Origin of the sequence: Nocardia carnea (assembly GCF_029868855.1) — a bacterium.
Classification (GTDB): Bacteria; Actinomycetota; Actinomycetes; order Mycobacteriales; family Mycobacteriaceae; genus Nocardia; species Nocardia carnea_A.
In genome coordinates, this window is sequence record NZ_JARWOV010000244.1 from 1 (window position 1) to 23,807 (window position 23,807).

Annotated in this window: 17 protein-coding genes and 1 pseudogene; 10 read left to right on the top strand and 8 right to left on the bottom strand. The window is 66.7% G+C overall.

Annotated features, from left to right (window positions below; genetic code table 11):
- Nucleotides 1-16: 16 nt before the first annotated feature.
- Complete coding sequence (locus QH195_RS24225; RefSeq protein ID WP_280437134.1) at nt 17-1,003, bottom strand: hypothetical protein; 987 nt, start codon at nt 1,001-1,003, stop codon at nt 17-19.
- Nucleotides 1,004-1,248: 245 nt separating this feature from the next.
- On the opposite strand from QH195_RS24225, the gene QH195_RS24230 reads away from it, so the two are divergent.
- Nucleotides 1,249-2,013 carry a DUF4238 domain-containing protein gene (locus QH195_RS24230; protein ID WP_280437135.1) on the top strand — a complete coding sequence of 255 codons (765 nt, stop codon included), beginning with the start codon at nt 1,249-1,251 and terminating at the stop codon, nt 2,011-2,013.
- Between the two features lie 453 nt (nt 2,014-2,466).
- Here the strand turns inward: QH195_RS24230 and QH195_RS24235 are convergent.
- From QH195_RS24235 to QH195_RS24260, 6 genes and pseudogenes are all read right to left on the bottom strand, one after another.
- Nucleotides 2,467-3,150, bottom strand: a pseudogene (locus QH195_RS24235) (NYN domain-containing protein); the annotation flags it as partial.
- Between the two features lie 309 nt (nt 3,151-3,459).
- Nucleotides 3,460-9,069, bottom strand: a complete 5,610-nt coding sequence (gene mobF / locus QH195_RS24240; protein WP_280437136.1) for a MobF family relaxase — start codon at nt 9,067-9,069, stop codon at nt 3,460-3,462.
- Between the two features lie 299 nt (nt 9,070-9,368).
- A complete protein-coding gene (locus tag QH195_RS24245; RefSeq protein WP_280437137.1) occupies nt 9,369-9,755 on the bottom strand; it encodes a hypothetical protein in 387 nt (128 codons plus the stop codon).
- A gap of 92 nt (nt 9,756-9,847) precedes the next feature.
- On the bottom strand, nt 9,848-12,019 hold the full coding sequence (locus tag QH195_RS24250; RefSeq protein ID WP_280437138.1) for a hypothetical protein: 2,172 nt from the start codon (nt 12,017-12,019) through the stop codon (nt 9,848-9,850).
- 35 nt (nt 12,020-12,054) lie between these two features.
- Nucleotides 12,055-12,840, bottom strand: coding sequence for an HNH endonuclease family protein (locus QH195_RS24255; RefSeq protein WP_280421142.1), 786 nt, complete (start codon nt 12,838-12,840; stop codon nt 12,055-12,057).
- Nucleotides 12,841-13,334: 494 nt separating this feature from the next.
- Nucleotides 13,335-14,000 carry a phosphate signaling complex PhoU family protein gene (locus QH195_RS24260; protein WP_280421141.1) on the bottom strand — a complete coding sequence of 222 codons (666 nt, stop codon included), beginning with the start codon at nt 13,998-14,000 and terminating at the stop codon, nt 13,335-13,337.
- A 103-nt stretch (nt 14,001-14,103) separates the two neighbouring features.
- Here QH195_RS24260 and QH195_RS24265 point away from each other — a divergent pair, with 103 nt between their 5' ends.
- The 9 genes from QH195_RS24265 (at nt 14,104) to QH195_RS24305 (ending at nt 22,810) form a co-directional block, all read left to right on the top strand.
- Nucleotides 14,104-14,499, top strand: a complete 396-nt coding sequence (locus tag QH195_RS24265; RefSeq protein WP_280421140.1) for a nitroreductase/quinone reductase family protein — start codon at nt 14,104-14,106, stop codon at nt 14,497-14,499.
- Nucleotides 14,500-14,839: 340 nt separating this feature from the next.
- Nucleotides 14,840-15,736, top strand: coding sequence for an MlaE family ABC transporter permease (locus QH195_RS24270; protein WP_280421139.1), 897 nt, complete (start codon nt 14,840-14,842; stop codon nt 15,734-15,736).
- The gene (locus tag QH195_RS24275; RefSeq protein ID WP_280421138.1) at nt 15,736-16,602 is read left to right on the top strand and encodes an MlaE family ABC transporter permease; all 867 of its coding nucleotides are present in this window, start codon (nt 15,736-15,738) and stop codon (nt 16,600-16,602) included. Before QH195_RS24270 ends, QH195_RS24275 begins: the two co-directional genes overlap by 1 nt.
- A gap of 6 nt (nt 16,603-16,608) precedes the next feature.
- Complete coding sequence (locus tag QH195_RS24280) at nt 16,609-17,613, top strand: MlaD family protein (RefSeq protein WP_280437139.1); 1,005 nt, start codon at nt 16,609-16,611, stop codon at nt 17,611-17,613.
- On the top strand, nt 17,610-18,614 hold the full coding sequence (locus QH195_RS24285; protein WP_280437140.1) for an MlaD family protein: 1,005 nt from the start codon (nt 17,610-17,612) through the stop codon (nt 18,612-18,614). The genes QH195_RS24280 and QH195_RS24285 overlap by 4 nt, the downstream gene beginning before the upstream one ends.
- On the top strand, nt 18,602-19,672 hold the full coding sequence (locus QH195_RS24290; protein WP_280421135.1) for an MCE family protein: 1,071 nt from the start codon (nt 18,602-18,604) through the stop codon (nt 19,670-19,672). Before QH195_RS24285 ends, QH195_RS24290 begins: the two co-directional genes overlap by 13 nt.
- Complete coding sequence (locus QH195_RS24295) at nt 19,672-20,772, top strand: MlaD family protein (protein WP_280437141.1); 1,101 nt, start codon at nt 19,672-19,674, stop codon at nt 20,770-20,772. Before QH195_RS24290 ends, QH195_RS24295 begins: the two co-directional genes overlap by 1 nt.
- On the top strand, nt 20,769-21,857 hold the full coding sequence (locus tag QH195_RS24300) for an MlaD family protein (RefSeq protein ID WP_280437142.1): 1,089 nt from the start codon (nt 20,769-20,771) through the stop codon (nt 21,855-21,857). Before QH195_RS24295 ends, QH195_RS24300 begins: the two co-directional genes overlap by 4 nt.
- On the top strand, nt 21,854-22,810 hold the full coding sequence (locus QH195_RS24305) for an MlaD family protein (RefSeq protein ID WP_280437143.1): 957 nt from the start codon (nt 21,854-21,856) through the stop codon (nt 22,808-22,810). The genes QH195_RS24300 and QH195_RS24305 overlap by 4 nt, the downstream gene beginning before the upstream one ends.
- A gap of 129 nt (nt 22,811-22,939) precedes the next feature.
- Here the strand turns inward: QH195_RS24305 and QH195_RS24310 are convergent, their stop codons facing one another.
- Nucleotides 22,940-23,749, bottom strand: a complete 810-nt coding sequence (locus QH195_RS24310) for a hypothetical protein (protein ID WP_280437144.1) — start codon at nt 23,747-23,749, stop codon at nt 22,940-22,942.
- Between the last annotated feature and the right edge of the window lie 58 nt (nt 23,750-23,807).

Below are 23,807 nucleotides of genomic sequence, written 5' to 3' on the forward strand. Positions count from 1 at the left end.
CACTCCGTCCTCACGGTTACGGGCGACCCGGACCACATCGTCGCGGAACTCCTGGGGATAGGGCTTGGGCACGATGACATCCTTCCAGGTTCGCCTGTCGGCGAACCAGATCGATGTCACCTATCCGTGCAGCAGCCCCGAGCGTGCTGCGGTCGCAGCGGGCGTGCTGGTCTACGTAGAGTCGGCTGGTGTTGTCCGGTCCGTAGACCAGGATGCCGCAGGCCAGGTTGAAGTTCCGGTATGGCATGGGGATGAGATTCCAGAACCCGGTGGGGACTTCGGCCCACGGCAACACCGCGCCGCGGAATGGTGGAAGAGATGGCAGAGTGGACCCGCGTTGTGGTGGGGCGAACTCGACTACCAGGCGGTGGCCTTCCTTTCCGGGAATGAGTTCCCAGGTGAACGGCTCAGTCGGCTCGAAGCCTGGTATCTGTAACGGTATCTGGCTCGCCTCGCGCGCCTGCAAGGCGGGAACCAGCAGGGGATCGATGCGGATCGGCAGGTGTACGAGCGCGATCTTTCCTCCCGATGCTTGGTCGAGTACGCCCACAAGTTCGAGCGCTTTCGCCGATGCCGCGTCGGTACCGATCATTGCCATCACCGCGGTGGCTTGCCCTGGAGGTGCGGCGGGGATCTCGATGACCGAGGATGACAGTGAGTCGCCCGTGACTACCCGTAGTTCGGATTCGGGGAACCAGATACACAGGGCGGCGCGCCAGTGCGCAATGATCGTGGTCTGCGGCAGCTCCCATCGGTCGATGGTGTGCCGGTCGCCAGGCCGCAGCGCCTCGCGGGCCCGCTCGATGTAGCCGAGCTGCGCGTAGTTGTTGCTGTGCAGGCTGAATTTGAACTCACCCGCTCGCTGCCGGGGAGCCAGATACAGCTCGTCGGTGACCTTTTTGCCGCTGCCGGTCCACACCCGCCACTCCGCCGATCGGCGCCCATCCGGCGCGCCCACCACGAACCGCACCGTATTGATCAGCGCGCGAGCCTTCTCGGTCATGCTGCCGCAACGAACCAGGTCCGGGAAGCGTTCCACAGCAGGGGCTACTTGGCCCCGTTGAGTGTAGCCAGGCTATTAATCCCGTCGAATCGCAGACATTAGCAGTGCGAGAATCGCGAGATGTGTCGATGGTGTGTGCCCACCAAGAGCGCCTTGTCCTTCTCGATGTCGAGTTGCTCGGGCGGATGGGAATGACTCGGCGTAAGCGAGATCCACTGCCGGTGCGCCGGTTGCGAGAAGAGGCATTGCGCAACGAGGCGGGTACTCCCGCGCGTAAGCATCATCTGGTGCCAGCGTCCTACCTGCGACGCTGGGCGGAGGACGATAGCAAAGGCCGCTCGAAGCTCCGGGTCACTGAGATCGATCGGGCGACCAGTTACTGTGTCGGGCCGGACAATGCGGCACGAGAACCCGATTTCTACCGAGTCGAACACCCGGATTTGGATCCGGCGAAAGTTCCGCCGTCGTTGTTCGAGACCCACCTCAGCAAGATCGAACGCAACGCGAAACACGCCATCAGCGCGCTGATCGAACACCGCGCCACCTATTCCCTCGGCCCCGAACGGTTCGTCTTGTTCGCCTGGCACCTGGCATACACCGCGACCCGGGGCCGTGCATTCCGTGCCCGGATGAACGCGGTTGCCACCGCGCACTACAGGCTGATTGCCGAGAGCACCACCGACGCCACGATCGCAGCGCGGATTCGCGGGCTCGGTGAGGATCCGACACCGGAGCTGGTCGCGTCGTGCCGGCGAGTGTTCGACGATGTGCGCGATGGCAAACTCATAGCCCGCCACGACGAATCTGCGGTCATCCTACTTTCAGTGACGAGTGCAGGCGCCGGTGGGACCGTATCGTCGGCGAGTAGATCTTGCGGGTCTGTGGTCTGGGTCATGCGCCGGTGGGCCACTGTCCATGCTTTGGCAAGGAGGGTGCGCCCGGTTTCGGGGTCGTCGAACAAGGCATCGAGTAGGTGGTCGGCAGGGTCCGAGCCGGCTGGGAGACGGTAGATGAGGAAGGCGAGCCAGGCGATGTGGCTGTGGCTGACCCATCGGTCCTCTGGTTGTCCGTCGAAGGATTGGATGCATCGGTTGCTGCGTGGGGACGCGTGAGGGTCCCGCACAACTAACGCGGGGTTGTCTTCGTAGATCAGGCTGTTTGATCGCGATGGTGCGAGTCGGCTTCTCCATCTCGGGTGCGTTACGTTCGATCACTGCTTCCAATGCTCCGATGGTGTCGATCTCGCCGTCGCGCCACGCGGTGTAGATGCCACGGAGCAGAGTGTCCCGATACGGGTGCTCGAGCGGTATCTGTAGGCGGACCCGTTCCCCGGCCGCGTCGATGACCGTGACCTGGTGCGGCGGGGCGCTGTCCCGACTCAGGGTCTTCTCGGGCGGCGTGGTGTCGGAGCGTGCACGGTCTCGGCATCGCACGAACGCAGCCACTGGCTTTCCCTCGCCGGGCCGACCCTGATCGATATGGAAGGCTCCGAGGGACTGCACCAGCGGTTTCAATTTGGGGTGGCCGTAAGTCCGGGTGTCGAAGTCGGGTCGGCTCTTCGACAGATAGTTGCCGACCGCTCCCAGGTGTGCCCACCCGTTCTCGTCGGAAGAAGCTTCCACCGCTGCGGTTACCAGACCGATTAGATCCGGGCCGGGGATTTGTGTGGCTCGATCGAGCGCGGTATCGGCGGCCGACTGTTGGGTCGAGCTCAGGTTCTCGGCGTACACGAATTTGTCGCAGGCTGCCACGAACGCCCGTGGTGTCTTGCGTTCGCCTATTCCGAAGACGGTGAGTCCGGACTCTCGTAACCGCCCCGCTAGCCGGGTGAAGTCCGAGTCGCTACTGACCTGGCAGAACCCGTCGAATCGGCCCGTGTACAGCAGGTCCATCGCGTCGATGATGAGTGCGGAGTCGGTGGCGTTTCGTCCGGAGGCGTAGGCGAACTGCTGGACGGGCTGGATCGACAAGGTCGGCAGGTGTGCCTTCCATCCGGTGAGGTTTGTACTGGTCCAGTCCCCATAGGCGCGTTTGACGTGCGCGGTCCCGTACTTTGCGACCTCGGCCAGCAACGGCTCTGCCAGCGTTGGCGACGCGTTGTCGGCATCTATCAGCACCGCCAGCCGGAGCGAATTGTCCGAAGCCACCCGATCCCTCCCTGTCTACTGCGTCCCTGTGACAACCATTCTGAAGGCGAAGTGCCCCCTGTGCGGCCGAACGATGAAGAGCGAGAACGGGTCCGGTGAGCTCCTCTTGCGGAGCGAACCGGATCGGACGGTGTCTGTAGCGAAGATATTTCCTTGGTGCTCCAGGGCGATGGCTGTCTGCGCGCGAATCTGTTGGCTGGGCGGCGATGTGAACGGGTGAGTCGGTGACGAAGGGGACTGCGCCAGACTGGCGATACCTTCGTCTGAGCTCGATTGTCCATATCGGTTGTGTTGATCCGGTTGGATAAGTTACGGATCGAGATCGAGGTCGGGCTCATGGATGCCTGGATCGGCGAAGTCATTCGGTTCCGGTTCCTCGGCGTCGCCGCTGATGTTGATTTCGCGTTCGTGTGCGCGCTGCTCCGGTGAGAGAGCGCTTCGGCGCTGCTGTTCGCGGCGGTAGGCGGTGAGTTGCTCGTGGATATCGTTGATCCGGTCGGTGATTTCGGAGTCGAGTTCGTCGGCCGGCTGGCCGATGGGGTGGTACATCGCGGTTTCGGTGTCGACAAGGGCCAGGCGTAGCTTGAGCTGATCGATGTACTGGTCGAGTTGGCCATCGGAGAGCACCAGTAGAGGGTTGTCCACGGTGGGCTGTTCGGGTGTCGGGGTAGCGCGAGGTTCGGCGAATGGATGATTGGTGACCCAGCTCTCGATGGCTTCGCGGTGCGTAAGAGTGGCGTGCCAGTCGCGCCGGAGCATCGCCTGGGCCGCGGTCGGAGAGTAAGTCTGTGCGATATAGGTGCATCGGGCGTGGATGTGGTCGCTGGGGTCGTGGTCGGGGATCCCGGGGGCGCCGGTGTCGCGGCATTCCTCGCACAGTCCGTCGTCGCTGCGCCGTGGTGAGGCGGGGCGGGATTCGGCGGGGGCGCGTTCGATCCCGCAGGACACGCACCCGAACCCACGGGTACCGGGTACGGCGGCGCGATCGAAGTCGAGTACGTAGGCGTCGGGTGTCGGGTCGGGTGCTTCGTCGCGGCGGTGAGAATGGGGATGCAGGGTGTCGCGGGTAGGGATATGGGCGGGTGGATCGGCGAGGACGGTGTGGTCGGGGAGATCGAAGGGAGAGTCGTCGCGGTTGTCGAGGTAGTTCTGGACCAGGTCGCGGCCTGCCTGCTCACCCGCCGGAAGGGCTTCGCGCGGCTGGCTGTGCACTGCGGGTTCGTGATCGCGTGCGGCGTGATCGCGGTGGTAGCCGGTGTTTCTGGTGCGGGTGTCGGGCTGAGAGATGCGGGGGTCGGTAGCCGGGGTGCACGCCCGGATGAGTGCGGCGTGGTCGGGATAGCGGGTGGCGGCCCATTCCAGGCGGGCCAGCGCGACCGGGTAGGCGTGGTGGTAGAGGGTGTCGGCGACGGCGGCGATGACCCATTTCTGGTCCGCAGTCGCGGTGGCGGACACGGTGCGGAAGGCTGCGGTGGCGTCGTCGACACGGCCGGTCGCGAACAATTCGGCCACTGCGCTGATCGTGTCGGGTAGATCGTCGGCGGTGGTGTGGTCGGTGGGTTCGCTCGCTGAGGTGGGGGCCGGGCGCGGTTGCGGGTCGGGTTTCATGCGCGGTTCCTGATCGTGTTCGGGGTTGGTGGATGCGGTACTGCTGGTGGGTTCCGGTGGGGTGTTGGTGGTGTGCGGTGTTGTGGTGCGGGTGGGGAGGTGGCGCAGGAGTGCGTCGACGCGCCATGCCACGGCGGCGGCGAGCTGGTCGGGCCGTAGTCCGGGTGCATCGTCGGGTTGGGCGCTGGTGAGCAGCTCATAAGCGGTTGCCAGCAGATCGCGCGCCGACCACGTGGTGCCGGTGGCGCGGTCGACGGAGGCGACGAGCCGAGGCCAAGCCGGGTCTTTTATGACCCGGTCGGCTGTGTCGTGACCGAGGACTGCGTGGAGGTCGGGTAGCCAACCTGGCCGCAGCTGTCCGGCGGTCAGTGTGTTGTCGAGGGCGGAAGGTTCGAGTTCGAGCCGGGACCACAGAGCAGCGGCGGGCATTTCATCGGGAAGTGGACGCACGGCGGCGGCGTCGGTGAGCAGGGTGGTGATTTCGATTCCGGCGCGGTGAGCGACGTCGATCTTGTCGGCGACGATCGGCCAGTAGGGGTCGCTGGCGATCCGCGGCTCCAGTGTGTGGGCGAATGGGGACCACAGATTGCTGGGAAGGTGGCGGTCACCGAGACACGCGGTAAGGCGCGCGTCGAGGGCTTCCTGGTGGTCTCGTTCGATCTTGCTGTAGCGGCGGGGCCCGGTCGGGTGCGGTTCGCGGTCGCTGATGTGGAGGCTGGCGCGCCACACGGCCAGATCGGCGACCAGGTTCTGGTTGATGCCGATCAGGGGGCGTGCCCAGTACGGGGCGGTCGCCGGGGTCCAGGTCCGGGTGATGGTGCGGATCTGGTCGGCGAGATCGGCAACGATGCGTTCGCGTGCCCGCAACTGTCCGGCGAGAGGATGGTTGTCGAGGCCAGCGGGTAGTCCGTGTGTCCAGGGGAGCGGCCCGGACGGGAGGGAGTGTGCACCGGTGGGGTCCAGGCGCCAGTCGAGTACGGCGGCGGGGTCGATGGCGGTGTCGAGTTCGCGTTCGGCCGCGGCGGTGGTTAGTGCGTCGATGGGGTTGTGGCCGGAGAGTGCGATGAGCGCGAGGTGCTGGCGCAGAACCGGGTAGGCGGGGCTGTCGGTCAGATGGATACGCACCGTTTCCGCGGCGGTGTTGAGGCGTTCGAGTGCTTCGGGGCCGAGTGCGTCTTCTGCGGCGAGGCCCACTTGATCGAGGTAGATATCGAGCGCGCGTCCGATCCGCCGGTGCGAATCGAGGGCGTCACGGAGCGCGGTGTGCGCGGATTTCTCTGCTCCGTCCTGGTCGAGAATGTGGAGGAGGACTTCCACGGCGGTGCGCGGGTAGACGGCGGGTTCGGTCCAGAAGGAGCCCTCGCTACCGCCCAGCGCGGTCGGGATATAGGCGTGGTTGGCGTGCCGTCCTCGGGTCATCGCGACATAGAACTGTTGACGGGTTTCGCCTCCGGTGAGCGCGATATGGCAGGTGTCGGTGGTGATTCCCTGCGCGGAATCGATCGTCGCCGCGTACCCGAGCCGCACATTCTCGGCCACGTAATCAGCGGGAAGCCGCACACTGTCGCCCAGTTCTCTGCCCGAGCGCAGATGCTGGGCGGTGATACTTCCGTCGCCGTGGACGGCGGTGACGGTCCAGGTGTAGCCGTTGCGCACCCAATCCCGGGCCCCGAGTCGCAGCGTCGAATCGTTGCGGCGGGTCCGGATCGTGTCCCCGACCGAGGCGCGCAGCTCGTCGGTCAGTGCCACTTCCGTGCCGGGTTCATCACCGTCTCGGGCGAGGCGATCCACGCGAGCGCGCGCGTTGAGCGCAGTCACGATGTCGTGGGTAGCGGCGAGCATGATGGTGTCGCGACCGGCCAGGTGGTCGCCGATCCACGCGGTGTAGGCGTCGTCGTGGGTCGACCCCGTGTGCCCGCCGTGGATGCGGCCGTGGTCGAGATACCAGCCCAACGCGATCGGATCCCCGTCGCGTAGTTGCACGCTGGCGGTGGCTTCCCCGGCCGAGGCGAACCGCACCACATGAGTCAATGTGAGTGTGTTCTCCGGTGCGGCGGCGTGCATGTCGGTGCCCGCGCCGCCGGCTTCGATCGCCGGGAGCTGCCGGTCGTCGCCGATACAGCGGATCGTTGCGCCGCGGGCTGTGAGGAACCGGAGCAATTGAAGACGTTTGGCGTTGCCGACCTTGACATGTTCATCGACGATTACGAGCGTGCCGGCGTCGATATCGAGGACCCACTGCGGCAATGTAGGCGGCGCTTCAGCGGCCCGCGCCGCATTATTGCGGCCGGGTGTGTGTTGGTTGAGGACGTGCAGGACCTTGTCGACGGTCTCCACTCGGGCCCCGATCGCCTCACCGAGTTCGGCCGCGGCTGCGGCGGTGGGAGCTAATCCGAGGACGGTCCCGCCGCTGGCGTGCCATGCGGTGGTGAGTACGCGCATCGCGGTGGTTTTGCCCGACCCGGCGGGGGCGTTGGCGGCGTGGACCCGTAAACCGGAGGTGGCGAACCCTTCGATGACCGCGGCCTGGCCCGCATTGAGGGGCCGGTCCGGGTGCGCGGTGTTGAATTCGCGCACCGCGACAGCGACCTGGCCCGGTGCAAGTTGCCGCCCACCCGGCTGCACGGCGAAGTCGATGAGCTGCTGCTCCACCGACAACACCGCCGCCGAGGTGTAGAGCCGGTGCGCGGAGTCGGCGTAGACACTGCGACCGTTACGGCGTTGCAGCAGCACCGGTACCGAGGCCAGTGCGGGTTCGTCGGCGATATCAGGGTCACCCTGTCGGATGGATCGGCTGGGGGACAGGGCTTCGTTGGTGACCGCTTCGGCGACCCGTTCCCACTCGTCGGGTTCGATCCGGCCGCGGAGTTGGCGTTCGGTTTCGGCACGGATATTGGTGTAGCGCCAGGTCGACCGCTGCGCCGAAACGACCTCTACCACCCGGTCGGCGGTGCCCGAAATCCACTCGGTCGTGGCCGATACCCGCGGTGCCCGGAGAGGATTCAGTGCGGCGACCACCACATCCGCGACAGCTTCTCGGCTGCCGAGGATCTGCACGGCCTGAGCGCGCCAGGTGCGGCGCTGCTCGGCCAAAGAGCGCCGCAGATGTTTGGTGGGCCGGGTTTCGAGGGTCGCGCGTTCGGCCAGGTCATACACCTCCCCGGGGGTCGGTTCGCGCCCGAGTTCGCGCTGGAACATGGCCGAGAGCTCTTCGAGCCGACGGGTGATATCGGCGTCGCGGCGCGACCACGAGTGAATCACCTGGACGGGGATGCCGATGATTTCGCGGATCGGGCGCTTGTCGGCCGCGGTGTCAGGGCGAGGGCCGAACCGGACCCCGATGAGATGTTCGAGGTGATGCTCTAGGCGGGTGTTGTAGATCTCGGAAACCGTGACCAGTGCCCGGTACATATCAGCGCCGTAGAGCGTGCGCCAGCGTCCGTGCAGGGTGCGGACCCGGTTGGCGATCAGGACGTGGGTGTGCAGGTCCGGGTCACCGGCACGGCTGTCACGGTGGGTGAACCAGGCCGCGATGATGCCGTCGACATCGACGTGACGGATCCCGTTGCGGCCCAGCCGAGTGCCGACCGCGTGGCCTTCCAGCCAGCGCAATGCGTCGCGGATCGCCCGCTGATGCGCGTCCTCGATCTTCTCCGACACCGGCCTCGGTGCCAGCGCCCACAGCACCGACACGCTCTTCACCGGAGAAAAAGTGATGTCGAATCCAGCGACCGCGGCCGTCTTCGGCCGCGAAGCCTTGGCTACCCACCCCGACAACTCCCGCGCATCCAAGGGCGCGCGGCCGTACTCGTCGGTGAACATATCGAACGCGACATGGGTGCGGATCCGGATCTTTTCGGATTCGGGAATGCCTTCGTGCGCGTCCAATCCGTGTTCGGAATTGTATTCCTGAAACGCTTTCGCGCACTGTTTCCGGAACGCGGAATTCTCGGAATATACCCGGAACGGATTGCCCAAACGGGTGGCTTTGTCGGCGGCGCGGACCGCGTCTTTGTGTTTCGCGCCCCGCCGCATCTGCTCGTCATAGACCGCGGCTTCCATGGTCGTGGCGTTCGGGTGCCGACCCAACCCGAACAGCGATTTCATCTGATCTTCGGTGACTTCAGCACCCGCGGTGAGGTCGAGTGCGGCCAACCCGGTGCCGTGCCAGTGGCCCGGGGATTCGCCTTCGGCGGAGTAGTAATCGGCCAGGCTGGAGCGGCCGCGGGAGTCGGTGTCGTTCGCGGCTACCTTGCGCAGGTAATACTCATAGCCATTGCCTGCCACGACTTTATGAATCGTCGCGGTCATACCCCCATGAAGCGCCCATTCCCGCAACGAATTCCAGAGCCCGGGTTTACCTATTTTGTGGCAAATCCACCGAAACCCTTGGTCGTTACCAAATTGTTATCCTCGATGAAAGAGGTCTGCTTGTTGGAAATGTGTGGAGGAGGGGTGTGGGGGTGTGGAGGGGTGATGAGTGTGGAGGTAAGGGAGGGGTAGTGGCGGGTATGTGGTGAGGGTGTGTGATGCGGAATGGGTGGGGAGCCATGGATAGGGAATGGGTCCGTATCCATGGCTCCGGTTGACGGCGATCCGTGGGCGCGTCGTCAGAGGCGCGGGCTCCAAAGAGCGGTTTCGGGGTGCCAGCCGAAGGACGCGCACGCATATGAGCGGTCGTCGAGGGCGACGACGTCGCCGACGGACAGCGAGCGCAGGCCACTGTCGTACCAGGCGCGAGTGTGCTGCTGGTCCTCGGCGTGCAACGGGTGGTCGTTGAACATGGCGAAGACACGATCGAGGACCTCGAGGTCGTTGACAGTGCGCGGGGTCGGCAGCGTGAAGGTGTAGGCGAGCACGAGCAGTGCGCCCGGCTGGTACCCGGCGAAGGCGACGCGACTGCGGTTGAGGAACACCCGCACCTGTCGGTCCACGACGGCGGGAGTGGGGTGGACCTTGAATACGCGCGACGCGAGGGAAGTCAGACGTTGACGCAACAGAGGGCTCCTGACGGTGAGAGGGTGGCGGCCGGTCCGCCGCAGGAGGTGTCACCGCGGCGGACCGGAGTACTGGAGGGCGAGACGACAGGTCAGGCCGCGCGGCGGCCCGGTTCACCTCCGGTGGCGACACCGAGGTCGACACGGCACTGAGTGCAGTAGTTGTCGGCGTGCACGATCGCGGATCGGGCGCAGGCGTCGCAGCGGCCGATCCGCTGCCCGGCCCCGAGCGCGGTAGGCCACGGCCGACGCGGTGTTGCCGGTCGCGCGGCCCGGCGCGGTTCGGGCGCGTCGAGGTTCATCGCCATCCAGCGCGTGATCAGCCGCCAGGTCGGACCGGTGTTCGCCGCGGCCGCACGGACCCGGTCCAGGAGGGCCCGCGCCTGGCCGGGGTGAGTGGCGGCGATGTAGGCGCAGCGGGATTCGACGAACTCCCGCACACCCCAGGGAGTGGTGAGTGCGGGGATGCCGGGGTGGCCGTCGGCGCGGCACACATCGCAGAGCCCGTCGTCGCTGACCGGCCGGCCGTCGCGGATGTGGACGGCACGCCGGTCGGCATCGGGGCGGTCGATCCAGCATCCGACGCACGGCCAGCCGAGGTAGGGGACCATCGCGGCGAGGTCATAATCCAACCCGGAGCCCTGCCACGTGGATTCGGGGATGTCGAGTTCGCTGTAGGGCAGGAAGATGTCGTAGTCACTCGGGATCGCGAGCCCGGTCCGGCGTGCGGCGAACCGCATCTGATCGGCGGCGGTGATTCGTGGCCGACGCGCGGGCGTGCGGCGTCGCCGGGAACGACCGGGACGTTCGTCGACCGGTGCGGTATCGGCGCCGTGCTCGCGCAGAAACGCGGATGCGCGATCGTCGAGGGCGGTGTGGCGTCCGGACCGGACCCGGCGGGAGGCAGGAGTTTCGGGGTCGAGGAGTTCGCGGTCGCGGTCGGTGTAGTTCTCGGCGACGTGGCGGATGTAGCTGCGGTCCCACAACTCGGCTTGCACGTGCGCCCACACCAGATGCGCGGGTTTGCGCGGATTCGGCACCGTGGTATCGCGGGGTTCGTCGGTGGTGTCGATCGCATACAGGCGGTCGGCGGCGTAGGCCGCGTACTCGGCCTCAAGGCGGCGGGCGGTACGCAGGTCGCGGTCGTGGTGGCGCAAACTCACCACCGCCTCGGGTTCCGGTGCGTGTGTTTGGGCGCGGGCGCGGCGGGCGGCGATGGCCTCGGGCCGCAGCCGTGCGGCATCGGTGGCCGGGGAGGGGGTGGCAGTGAGGCGTTCGCGGTCGCGGCGTTCACGGATGGAGCGGCGCACCCATTCGGCGGTCTCGATCGAGACCTCACTGATGTCGGGCATGCCGGGGATGTGCAGGCCGGGGTCGGTGTCGGTGGTGTAGTCGATCACCATCGCCCGAAGCTCGGGTCGGCTTTTGGCCATCCACCCGAGCTGACGCGCTGCTACCGGCCACGGGGAGCGGGCCAGCAGATCCGCGGCCCGCTCCAGGAACCGACGTTCGGGCGGGGTGGCGAGGGTGAGCGCGAATGTGAAGTAGTCGCGGGCTCGGTCGGGGTCGGTGTCGAGCAGGTAGTCGACCTCCCACAGTGCCTCGGCGAACGGCGACACCCCGGTCTCGCTAGCGGTGTCGGAATCGATGGTGGCGGTGTCGGTGGCATTCGCAGCAGTAGTCATCACAATGTCCCGTCTGGTCGGAGAAACGACGCAGCCCCGTACCGGGAAGCTCGCGCGATGGCACGGACCCCCACAACGGGGCTGGGTGGCTGGTCGGGTGACCCGCCTGAGTGCGACCGACCAGGGTGGGGGCCCGACACGGCGCAGGGAACGCGCCGAAGCGGGCGGCACCGAATTTCCGCGCACTCCCGTGCCCACCGGCGGTGTCATGAGGTCGGGGCGCCGGGGGAAATTCGGTGGTGGCCGGGGGGGGGGGGGGGGGGGGGGGGGGCGTCGCCTGGGGGGGGGGGGGGGGGGGGGGGGGGGGGGGGGGGGGGGGGGGCCCCCCCCCCCCCCCCCCCCCCCCCCCCCACCCCAGCACTCGAAAGGAACGGTGTCGCCCGCGGCGTCGCGGGTACCGGTGTTCTTCGCTATCGCGTCCGCCAGTTCGGTGCAGGACTTCCAGGTGCGCGGGGTGGTGTCATCGAGATTGCCGATCGTGTACCACTCCTCGGTTTCCCGGTAGCGGACCAGGCCGAAACCGTCGGGGTCGAGGGTGATATCCAGGGCACCGGATATCGTCCCGGCTTCCCGGGTCATGACCGATGTCTTGTTCGGCAACTCGATGACTTCGGCTATTTGAACTCACCTCGTTTTATGCAATCGTCCACGGCGGTGCGCAGTGCTGTCTGCTCGTCCTGATCGACGCTCAGCCCGTACTTTAGCTTGACCTGCACGTAGTGCGAGATATATCCGCACCGGAAACTTCCCGGCGGGAGATAGTCGGCCGGGTCCTGATCGCCCTTGGAACGGTTCGCAGAGGGGTCGGAAGCGATGAGGTTCTGCGCGTCGTTGGCGATGCGACGGCGGGTATCGGTGTCCAGGTCCTTGGCGCCGGACCGCCAGGCCTCGGCGAGCGGGACGATATGTTCGGCGTCGACACCGGACGATTCAGTGATGAACTTGTACGGTTTCAGTTTTCCGGTTTTGGCGTCCATGACGCCGTAGGTGTCCTGCCAGCCGCCGCCCTTACCGATTTTCAGGTCGCAGGTTTTCGGGTCCAGGGTTACGTCACCGGTGGCGTCGCGCAACATCATGACCTCGCGGGTGGTGCATTTGCTGTACTGGGTGAATTCGGGACCGAAACCGTGTTCGGCGGCGTTGTCGTCCCAGTGCGGGAACTTCTCCCGGCTGTAGCCGGTCATACCGACTTCGGTTTTTACGGGGAGGCGGTCGAGTGCGGATTTCACGTCGGCGGCCGCGGCGCTCGGGGCGTCCGCCGCGCCGGCGGCGGGATCTGTTGTGCTGTCGCGTCCTTCGAGGAGATAGCCGCCGGCCAGGACGATCACGATCAGGATGGGGACCGCGACGGCGGCGAATTTACGAACCGGGGCGGGTAGTGCGGACAGCAGCGAGTTCACCGTGCCACCTCCGCGAATCGGGCGCCGATGGGCGAAACGCCCGATTGCTCATATGTTGTGGGCTTCAACGAAATTCCTTGCCGAGGTGCCGGGATGTACCGAGCGTCAAGCTACCGCCCGCCCAGCTAACCCGAAGCTACTCTCCGGTGTGAGATTCGGCATAGTCCCCACGGCACCACCTCCGAGTCGCCGTGCCGGCGCCGACTCGGAGGTGGGCCTGCCACGAACGAGGGCTTGCGTACCGGCGCAATTCGCGGCCCGGTTGTCCGGACCGGGTACCGCGCCGGCGCCGCGGGGCTTGATGAGGGGGAGTCCCGTGGTCGCCGGTGCGCCGGATGTGCTCGTCGTGACGTCTCTGGGCCGGAAGGTTCCCCGGCTCGTGTGTGGTGTGGTGAACAATTCGCCGGCGACCGGTGTCCACCGGCCGACGGTTCGTGAAAAGCATAGGGAGTTCCCATAATTGGGAGCGAACGGGGGGTGGGTTACCGCCGAGTTCAGCTCGCCGCCTCGTCGTCGGGGACGATCTGGGCGGTCGGCGGGATACCGGTATCGAGAAAATGGATCAATCGCGCTATCCGGTCGGTGTGCTCCAGGCTGCCCGCGAGCCGGTGCCCGACCAGGGCGAGCGCGATGGCGGTATCGGTCGAATCGCCGGTGGCCGAGAGCGCGGTGCGGAGCTCCTGGTTGAGTGTCCGCATGGCCGCCGGCGCATCCGCGTCGGCGGCGCTGTACCGGCCGGTCGTCACCGCCCGCTCGGCCTGTGCGGTGGCGGCGGTGGCGAGTTCCGCCATCGCGCCGAGTGGGCGGAGAACCGGTGCGGCCGCGACCGGTTCGGGATGGCTCAGGTACACCTGGTCGGCAACCTGGCTGAACAGGTGGCCGATCCGGGACAGTTCACCGGCGATCTGGATGGCGGTGACCACATGGCGTAGATCGCGTGCCACCGGCGCCTGGAGCGCCAGTAGGACGACGGTGCGGGCTTCGCAGGCGCCGTACATGGTCTGTAGGCGTTCGTCGAGGGCGAAGACCTCGTAGGTCGCGGTGAGGTCGGCCCCGACGAGGGCGTCGGTCATGCGTTCGGCCGCCTCGTGGGCGATGCTGCACATCTGCGTCAGATCCGCGGTCAACGCGACGAGCTCGTTGGTGAACTGAGTTCGCACGGGGGAATTGTCGCCCATTGTGCGCGCATCGGTCGAATGATCGGGTGATTCGATGCCCGAGTTCGCTCGGCCGCATACCCGGCTGCGGTGTTACCGTCGCCACATGGTCGATTTGCGAAGTTTCAAACATCGCGTTGTCACCACTTTTCAGCGCCGGGTGGCCAATCCGCTCAACCGCCGAGTGCCCGCGCAGCAACTGCTGGAGACGACGGGCCGGGTCAGCGGGCAGCCGCGGGTCGTTCCGATCGGTGGCCGCCGCAGCGGGAACGAGTTCTGGTTCGTCTCCGAATTCGGGGATCGCAGCGACTATGTGCGCAATATCCGCGCGGACAACCGGGTCCGGGTGCGTCTGCACGGTGAATGGTTGTCCGGCACTGCGTATCCGGTCCCGGACGACGATCCGGTACGGCGGCTGGCATCGCTACCGCGTGGCAACAGTGCTGTTGTGCGAGTGATGGGTACGGATCTGTTGTCGATCCGCGTGGATCTGGATCGTTGATTCGGGTGATTCCGGGCCGGCTGTCGATATCGGCCCGGCCCAGGAATGGTTCCGGATGCGCTGGATCTCCAGCGCGCCCGATTTCTCGTATTCGCACGGTGTGAATGAGGTAGAACGAGTTCTCATGTGCTCACTGAGGTCGGGTGACGCGATGCACAATCGATCGGATGAGATGTGCAGCGGTAATTTTCCGTGGTCACTGTCACACTGCCGCAAATTTGTTTGTCACCTCCAGTAACGATTAGCTTGCTCTCCATTGGCATCGATGCCGGACCGGAGAGATTGAGCGCATGAACTTCGCAACATTGCGTGCCCCCGTGGCGGTATACGGATCTCGGCGATGACTCCCGAGAGCCATACCGCGGCGATCGATACGGACCGGCCCTCCGGCCCCACCGGACCGCAACCCCCGCGCCGTACCGACACCGCGCGGGAAATCGTCGGCAAGAATTTCTCGGGCACCATCGTGTCGTCGGTACGGACCTTCGGCCGGGGCGTCGGGATGGCGCAGGAATCCGTCGGTGGCGCGGTTTCGGACCTGGCTCGCGGCCGCTTCCAATGGCAGGAAATGCTGGTGCAGGCGTGGCGGCTGGTGACGGTCACCGCGTTCCCCGCGATTCTGATGGCGGTGCCGTTCGGCGTGATCGTTTCGGTCCAGGTCGGCAATCTGATCCACAATCTCGGTGCCGATTCGCTGATCGGTGCCACCGGCGGCCTCGGAGTGATCAAACAGGGCGCGCCCTTGGCCACCGGCTTCCTGCTCGGCGGCGCCGGGGCCGCGGCCATCGCGGCTGACCTCGGCGCCCGTACCATCCGCGAGGAGATCGACGCCCTGAACACCATGGGGATAAGCCCGGTGCACCGGCTGGTGATCCCGCGCATGGTGGCGATGCTGCTGGTCGCGCCCCTGCTGAACATCCTCGTGATCTTCGTCGGAATCGTCGCCGGATACCTGGTGGCCATCGGCGGGCAAGGTGTCACACCCGGGTCGTACTGGGCCGCGTTCGGATCGTTCACCACCGCCGCCGACGTGTGGGTTTCGCTGCTCAAGGCGGTGATCTTCGGCTTCCTCGTGGTGATCATCGCCTGCCAGCGCGGGCTCGAGGCCAAAGGCGGCCCACGCGGGGTGGCCGATGCCGTGAACGCCGCGGTGGTCCTCTCGATCGTCGCGATCGTGATCGTCAACCTGGTCATGACCCAGGTGACCGCCATGTTCCTGCCGACCAGGCTGGCGTGATGGCGGCGACCTCGTACGCCCCGAAGGGGCTCGGATTCCTCGCGCGCTACTTCCGCCGCGGCAGCCGGATCCTGGGCGCGGTGGATTCGCTGGGATTCGCCGTCGTGTTCTGCTGGCAGGTGCTGTCGTCGATACCGCTGGCACTGCGCCGCTACCGCGGCGAAACATTGCGGATCATCACGAATATGACGTGGGGGCGCGGATCGGTCATCGTCGGCGGCGGCACCGTGCCCATGATGATCGTGCTCGGGCTGGTGATCGGCGCGTCCATCGGAGTCGAATCCTTCGCCACCCTCGACATGCTCGGGATGGGACCGGTCACCGGGATCGTCTCCGCCTTCGCGACCACGCGGGAACTGGCGCCGATCGCGGCCGCGGTGGGTTTCGCCGCCCAGGCGGGCTGCCGGATCACCGCGGAGATCGGGTCGATGCGGATCTCCGAGGAGATCGACGCCATCGAGGCGCTGGGCCTGCGGTCGGTGCCGTTCGTGGTGACCACGCGGGTGATCGCCGGCGCCGTCGCCATCGTCCCGACCTTCCTGATCGCGCTGATCGGCTCCTACTTCGCCTGCCGCGGCCTGATCACCCTGGTGCACGGGCAGTCCGCCGGTGTCTACGACCACTACTTCTTCCAGTTCATCGCGGGATTCGACATCATCGCGGCCACGGTGAAGGTCGCGGTGTTCGGCATCGTGGTGATCTGCGTGCACAGCTATTACGGATTCTTCGCCACCGGTGGACCCGAAGGTGTCGGTATCGCCTCGGGACGTGCGGTGCGTGCCAGTTTCGTCGCCATCATCGCCATCGACATGGTCCTGACGATCGTGTTGTGGGGATTCGACTCGGCGATCAGCTTCACGGGATAGGGACAGATGCCGAAGTACGGAATGCCCGGGGTCGCCGCCGGTCCGCGTAGTGCGCGGCGGGTCGGCGTACTGGTCGTCGCGGTGCTCGCGGTGGTCGCCCTCACGGTCTACGGCTACCGGTCGATCACCTCGGACGAGGGACTGCGGGTCGCGTTGCGCACCGAGCAGATCGGCGATGGTGTGGTCGCCGGAACGCTGGTGCGGGTGGACGGGGTGCAGGTCGGGGAGGTCACCGATATCGCGCCGGCGGGCCGCGGCACCCAGCGGATCGGCCTTTCCCTCGACGAGAGCCGGTTGCACGGGATCGACGACAGCATGGTGGTGGACTACGCACCGGCCAATCTCTTCGGTATCAGCGAGATCGAACTGCGGCCCGGGTCCGGTGGCACGCCGCTGCGCTCCGGTGCGGTGGTGGATCTGACCGGCCGGCGGGCCGCCGATGTGTACGACGCCACCATGGGTGCGCTGCTGCGCAGTATGTCGCAGACCAGCGGCACCGTGTTCACCGCCGATATGGCGCGGGTGATCTCCCAGGCCGCCGCGGATGTCAAGGCGTTCACGCCGCTGGCCGAGGCGCTGATCACGGCGGGGCGGGTGATCGCCGAACACCAGTCGATGCCGGCGAACGAACTGGTGGGGCAGTTGGGTCCGGCGTTCCAGGGCGGCGGGCAGTTCGCCGGCGCCACCATCGAGGTACTGGACCAGATCGTGGATATCGATGTGCTGCGCGCGAACCGGACCGATTTCGACGCCGGGGTGAAGGCGCTGACCGGCGATATCCTGCCCGCTCTGACCGGCACGATGGACAGCGCGAGCCAACTGTCCGGATACACCGATATGCTCGCGCCCACCCTGAACCTGCTGGCCCTGGCCGTGCCGGACCCGCAGCAATCGGCGGCCGATCTGCGTACCCTGCTCACCCGGCTGGGGGTCGCGCTCGAGGACGGGCCCGACGGGCCGGTGCTCGACCTCGAGGTCGACGTGGACGGAGTCGCGGGAGGGCAGCGATGACCGCGCGGCGCGCCGCCTGGCGGCTGGCTCTGTTCGCCGGCGTGATGGCTTTGGTGCTGGCCCTGGTGATCGGGGCCATCAAACGACCGGTGGACGGCGAGACCGAAACCCACCACGCCCTGTTCACCGACGCCAACGGTCTGAAAACCGGAGACGATGTGCGGATGTTCGGTGTGCAGGTCGGCAAGGTAGAGGCCGTTACCCTGGACGGCGACCGGGCGAAGGTCCGGCTCACCGTCACCACCGACACCCCGGTCTACGACAACAGCGTCCTGGCCATCCGCTATCAGAACCTCACCGGCCAGCGTTATATCGATCTGCAGCAGCAGCCCAACCCGGGGGTCCGGCTCGCCGACGGCACGGATATCGGGCCGCAGCAGACCATTCCGTCGTTCGATGTGACCAGCCTGTTCAACGGTCTGCAACCGGTTCTGGCGACCCTGTCGCCCGAGGCGGTCAATCAGTTCACCGAGAGCATGCTCGCGGTGATCGAAGGCGACGGCGCGGGAATCGGCCCGGCACTCGGCGCGATCGGCACACTCAGCGAATACGTCGAAGACCGCCGGCATCTCATCGGGACCTTGGTGCGCAATATGTCCGACCTCGCGGAACGGGTGGGCGGCCGGCTGTACCACCTCGTACCGCTGCTGGCCCGGCTCACCGATATCTTCGAGGCGCTGCAGCGCAATGTCGGCGGGCTCGCGGATTTCGCGATGAGCGCGCCGTCGGTCCTGGAACCGGTGGATCGCCTGCTGGCCGCGGTGGGACTGAGCCCGGAGATGGGCCCCGATATCGATGCGATGATCCGCAATCTCTTCCCCGATCCACAGCAGGCTCTCGACACGTTCGGCCGGCTGCCCGGCTTGCTGGCCGCGGTGGATACCGCGTTCCCGCGGACCCCGTCCGGCTATCGGCCGGAGTGCAGTAAGGGCGAAGCCGAAGTGCCGGCCCCGGTGCGGGTCCTGATCGGCGGGCAGCAGGTGGCGATATGCAACGGATGAACATCGCCCGGTGGAAGTCGGTGCCGGCGCGCTGGTTCGATCGGGACCGGCCGATCACCGACGAGCCCACGAATCTGCGCAGGCAACTGCGGTTGGGGATCGCCGGTATCTGCGCGGTGGCGGTGCTGGGCGTGGCGGTCGGTGCGCTCTATGTGCTCCCGCTCGGAAAGCAGACCTACACCGCCGAACTCAGCGAGGCGCAGTCGGTGAAGGCCGGCGACGATATCCGGCTGGCCGGGGTTCCGGTGGGGGAGGTGGAATCCCTCGAACTGGAACCGGATCGGGTGCTGATGCGGTTCACCGTGGACCGGGATGTATTCGTCGGCGACCGGAGTTCCCTGGATATCCGCATGCTCACACTGGTGGGCGGTCACTATGTCGCCTTGTTCCCGGCGGGGGACAACCCGCTGGGCGACAACGTGATTCCCGCCGACCGGGTCCGGCTGCCGTACAGCCTGATGGAGACCTTCCAGGATGCCACTGCGCCGCTGCGGGAAACCGACGGCGACACCCTTCGCCGTAACCTCGCCGCACTCGACACCTCCATCGAAGGCGCACCGGAAACACTGCGCAGCGTGCTGGACACCGTCGGCAGCTATCTCGACGCCATCGAACGGCAGCGCACCCAGGTGTCGAACGCCATCGCGACCGCCGACGAATACGTGACCATGTACGACGGCGCGAAAACCGATCTGGGCCGGTTGATGGACAACGTCAATCTGATGGAGACGGTGCTGTTGGACAAACGCGCCGAACTGCGTCAGGCACTGGGCCTGCTCAGCTCGGTGGTGCAGCGCGTGACGGCCCTTGCCCCGACCTGGGACCAGACACTGAAGCCGAAGGTGCAGCAGCTCGCCGACGCGCTGCCACGGCTTCAGGAGTACGGCGACCAGCTGGAACCGATGATCGCCTCCGCGCAGAGCCTGAGCGCGAAACTGCGCGAGCTGGTCGGGCCCGACGGCGGTGTTGAGGTCGATCGGTCGGGAACCACGGTGACAGCGCCCGGTCTGGATCCCGGCGCCGTCGTCTGCGTCCCGCTTCCCGGGAAGGTGTGCTGATGCTGAAACGGATGCTCGCCTCCCCGGCGCTGATGTCGATCGCGGGAGCGGTGGTGCTGGTGCTCCTGGTGTCCGCCGCCTACGTAATCGCGTTCGAACCGTTCAGGCAGACGCGCGCCTACTGCGCGATCATGCCCGACAGTATCGGCCTCTACCAGGGCAATCAGGTGTCGATGCGGGGTATCACGGTCGGTTCGGTGACCCGGATCGCCCCGGCCGGCGCGAAGGTGCGCGTCGATTTCGAGGTCGACGCCGACCATCCCGTATACGCCGGCGCCGGTGCCACCACCGTGTCGGACACGGTCGTCGCCGACCGGGAACTGGCCGTGCTGCCGGGTACGAACACCGCCGACGAGCACGACCCGGGGCAGTGCCTCACCAACACCCTGACACCGAAGAGTCTCACCCAGACGGTGACCGCGCTGGCCGAGCTGTCCGATCAGATCGGCGGCACCGAGACCCGGCCGAACGCGCTGGCGGGCGGCCTGGACGCGCTGGACTCCGCCTCCGCCGGCACCGGCCCGCAGATCAACGACCTCATCAACCAGCTGGGCCGGGTCCTGGAATCGCCGGACGCCGATATCGCCCATCTGGCCGGTATTTTCGACGCCTACGCCTCGGTGTCGAACAAGGTCGCCGAGCACTGGGGGAATCTGAAACTGATGCTCACCCGGCTGGCGCCGACACTCCAGATGTCGCATGCCGAACTGCTCACGCCGGGTATCGAGCTGTTCGACGGGCTGCGCGAAATCCTGCCGATGCTCAACGATCTGTCGGTGATCCTGGCGGATCCACTGATGTCCACCCTGGACAATCTGGTGCCGCTGGTGAAACTACTGCGCGCGAATGTGGGTTCGCTGAGCGAGATCGTCGCCACCACACCGGTACTGGCCACGGCGCTGCGCACCGTCACCGATCCGGCGACAGGTGCGCCCGGCCTCACCTACGCACCGCCGCGGGTCGCGATCCCGCAGCAGAACGCGGAACAGGTGTGCGCCGCGGTGAACGCGCTCGCACCCGGTCGTTGCGCGGGCGCGGCGAACGGCATGGTGGATCTGGATCTGGCGCGGCTGGTACTGGGATCGGCGGGTGCGCGATGACACAGCGATTTTCCTTCGATACGACGCGGCGGATCACTTTCGACCGCGTCCGGTTGCGGCGCGGCCTCGCGGCCTGCGGACTCGCCGCGGCACTGGCCGTCTCCGGTTGCGCATTCGACCCCTCCGATATCCCGGTTCCGGGTGCCACCGTCACCGGCGGGAGTTATCCGCTGCGTATCGAATTCGCCAATGTCCTGAACCTGCCCGCGCGGGCGAAGGTCATTGCCAACGGCGCGCAGATCGGCAATGTGGAACGGGTCGAGGTCGTCCCCGGCGACGCGACCACCACCGGGTATGTGGTGGTGGATATCGAGGTCGACGACGCGGTCGAACTACCGGCCTCCACGATCGCGGAGCTACGGCAGAACACCGTGCTCGGCGATATCCACGTCGCGCTGACCACACCACCCGACGGCTACGACACACTGCTGCACCCCGGTGACACCATCACCCGCGACCGCACGAAACCACCGGTTCAGCTCGAGGACACGATGGCGGCCATCGCCTTCTTCGTCAACAGCGGCGCGGTCGGGGATCTGCAGGACATCGTCCACCGGCTCAATGCGGTGCTGCCGCAGGACCCGGCGAAAACCCAGCAGATCGCGCAGGTGCTGGCCACGGACGCGGTGGACCTCGCCGCGCATCTGGACCAGGTGGATCTGCTGCTCACCGGTGTGGCCGAGAACGCGGAGGTCATGCACGGGATCCAGGACGAACTGGACAATATTCTGCGCCCCGAATCGGTGCAGCAGATGAACGACGCCACGGCATCGATCGCCGGGGTGACCGAAATCTTCGGCGGCCTCGGCCCGGTCGGGCAATCGTTGAGCTGGCTGGCACCGCTGGCGCAGTCCGGGGGCGCGGCCGCTGCGGCCTTCGTCCCGCTGGCCACCGGCGGCCCGCTGGATCTGCGGCAGCCCTCGAACCTGAACCTGCTGGTCGCATTGCTGCGGGACAAGATCATCCCGTTCGTGGAGAACGGCCCGAAGGTGGATATCAGTGCCGTCCGCACACCGGGACTGTCCACCGACGACCAGGTGGACCGGATCATCGAAACCCTGCGCATGATCGGAGCCGTGCGATGAAACTGGGTCCACTGGCATCGCTGGGCGGTATCGCGGCCATCACGGTGCTCGGCGCGAGCTACCTGACCTTCGGTGTGGTGCGCGCCGATCCGTTCCGCGACTACCTGAACGCCTCCCTGGTGCTGGAGGATTCCGGGGGTCTGGGTGTGGGCTCACCGGTCCTGCTCACCGGTATCGAAGTCGGCCGCGTGACCTCGGTCGACCGCGTCGCCGACGGTGTGGAAGTCGGTTTCCGGCTGCAGGATTCGCACCGGCTGCCCGCCGACAGTGTCGTCACTGTCGAGCACCTGTCCGCGCTCGGCGAGCCCTACGTGCAGTTCGCGCCGAAAACGGGCGCCGGGCCCTATATCTCCGACGGGCAGCGACTGGAGTCGGAAGATATCCACAGCCCGCTGTCGATCCCCGAGGCCGCCCGGATGGTGACCCGGACCATGAACCAGCTCGACCCCGCCACCATGGATTCGCTGGTGCGCACGATGAGCGAGGCCCTGCACGGCACCGACGCCGTACTCCCGGAACTCACCCGCGCCGCGGACCTGCTCGCCGCGGCCATCATGTCCCGCGAACCGCGGATCGCCGAACTGCTCGACAACTTCGAAACCGCCGCCGCCGACGCCACCTGGGCGGGCCCGGCCACCTCGGCGGCCGCCACCGAATTCACCCGATTCGCCGAAGTCCTCGACGATTTCGTGGAATCGGTGGGCCGGGTCACCGGAGCCGAGGGATCACCGGAGAAATACCTGGCGGACGGTGGACTTGTTCCGCTGCTGGAGCGCCTGCGCACGGTCCTCGACGAGATCGGGCCCGAACTCGCGGCCCTGCAACCCGGACTGGTCCCGCTCACCGACAGCCTGAACAACTCCGCACCCCAGGTGAATATCAGCAGCCTGCTCCAGCAGGCGCTGGAGAGTACAGACGAGGATTCCGTGCAGGTGCGGGTCGGCCTGAAGTAGTCTCGCCGACTCGGCGTGACCGCACCGAAAACGCCGGGCTTCGACACCGTATCCGTGTGGGCGGTTCGTTTCCGAGCCATGGCTCGATTTCGCACTGTGCGATCCGTCGCGCTGTACCTGCGCTACGAATCATCGCTGTTCCGGAGCCTCCGGTTCGGCCCGATCCAGGATGGCCTGGGTCCGGGTGTCGAGATCGCCGAGGGTGGAAAGCAGTCCGATAGCTCCGAGTTCCGGGGGTGGTTCGTCGGCCATCTGACGTAACTCGGCCAGCACCGCGTCGATATCGTCCGCCGGCACCGGCCGTCTGCGCGGCGCGACGGGAGCTTCGACGGGTTGCCACGCGATGGCCTGCTGCCACCACGGATCGCGGATGGCCCACGCCCAGATCGTTTTGCGGACCAGCGGTGCGCTATCGGTGTAGAGCTGGAAGAACGCGTCGAGGTCGCGGTGTTCGAGTTCGAAGATCTCGTCCGGCAGGCGGCGGGCCCGGATATGACACATCGGTGCGCGGGTCACCTGCAGCGCGGGGTCGCGCGGGTCCGGCGGCGTCTCCAGGATCTCGTCGAGAATGCTCTCGGTGAGATAGGGGAGGGTGAAGGTTCCCGTGGTGACCTGTATTCGGGTGGCGCCGCGTGGGTTGTAGAGGCGGCGGGTCGCGACATCCAGGACGGCCAGGTCACGGTCGGCGGTGAGCGCCAGCAGGGCGCGCAGGCAATCGAACCGGTCGCGTACGGTGGCTTCCAGCAGGGCGCCGCGGGCATCGGGGCGGCGGTGGACCCGCAATCCGGTCCCGGAACGGTGGATCAGGGTGCACACCACACCCACCGCCCGCTCCGGTGGACTGGGCTCGGGTGCTTCTACCAGGGACAGATACCGCTCGTACGCCTGCTCGGCCGAATCGAGCGCGGCCGCCGGCAGTACGGCGAATAGAGAACTCACCCGCCAAGTACAGCAAAATATGCGAATTGTCGCTGGTTCACTTCAAATAAAACCCTGC

Excerpts from the sequence above, each read along its gene's own strand:
- QH195_RS24275 (WP_280421138.1), top strand. The coding sequence starts at position 15,736 with ATGGCGGCGACCTCGTACGCCCCGAAGGGGCTCGGATTCCTCGCGCGC.
- QH195_RS24265 (WP_280421140.1), top strand. The coding sequence starts at position 14,104 with ATGGTCGATTTGCGAAGTTTCAAACATCGCGTTGTCACCACTTTTCAG.
- QH195_RS24250 (WP_280437138.1), bottom strand. The coding sequence starts at position 12,019 with ATGACCCGGGAAGCCGGGACGATATCCGGTGCCCTGGATATCACCCTC.
- QH195_RS24290 (WP_280421135.1), top strand. The coding sequence starts at position 18,602 with ATGCAACGGATGAACATCGCCCGGTGGAAGTCGGTGCCGGCGCGCTGG.
- QH195_RS24280 (WP_280437139.1), top strand. The coding sequence starts at position 16,609 with ATGCCGAAGTACGGAATGCCCGGGGTCGCCGCCGGTCCGCGTAGTGCG.
- QH195_RS24270 (WP_280421139.1), top strand. The coding sequence starts at position 14,840 with ATGACTCCCGAGAGCCATACCGCGGCGATCGATACGGACCGGCCCTCC.
- QH195_RS24285 (WP_280437140.1), top strand. The coding sequence starts at position 17,610 with ATGACCGCGCGGCGCGCCGCCTGGCGGCTGGCTCTGTTCGCCGGCGTG.
- mobF (WP_280437136.1), bottom strand. The coding sequence starts at position 9,069 with ATGACCGCGACGATTCATAAAGTCGTGGCAGGCAATGGCTATGAGTAT.
- QH195_RS24295 (WP_280437141.1), top strand. The coding sequence starts at position 19,672 with ATGCTGAAACGGATGCTCGCCTCCCCGGCGCTGATGTCGATCGCGGGA.
- QH195_RS24305 (WP_280437143.1), top strand. The coding sequence starts at position 21,854 with ATGAAACTGGGTCCACTGGCATCGCTGGGCGGTATCGCGGCCATCACG.
- QH195_RS24225 (WP_280437134.1), bottom strand. The coding sequence starts at position 1,003 with ATGACCGAGAAGGCTCGCGCGCTGATCAATACGGTGCGGTTCGTGGTG.
- QH195_RS24300 (WP_280437142.1), top strand. The coding sequence starts at position 20,769 with ATGACACAGCGATTTTCCTTCGATACGACGCGGCGGATCACTTTCGAC.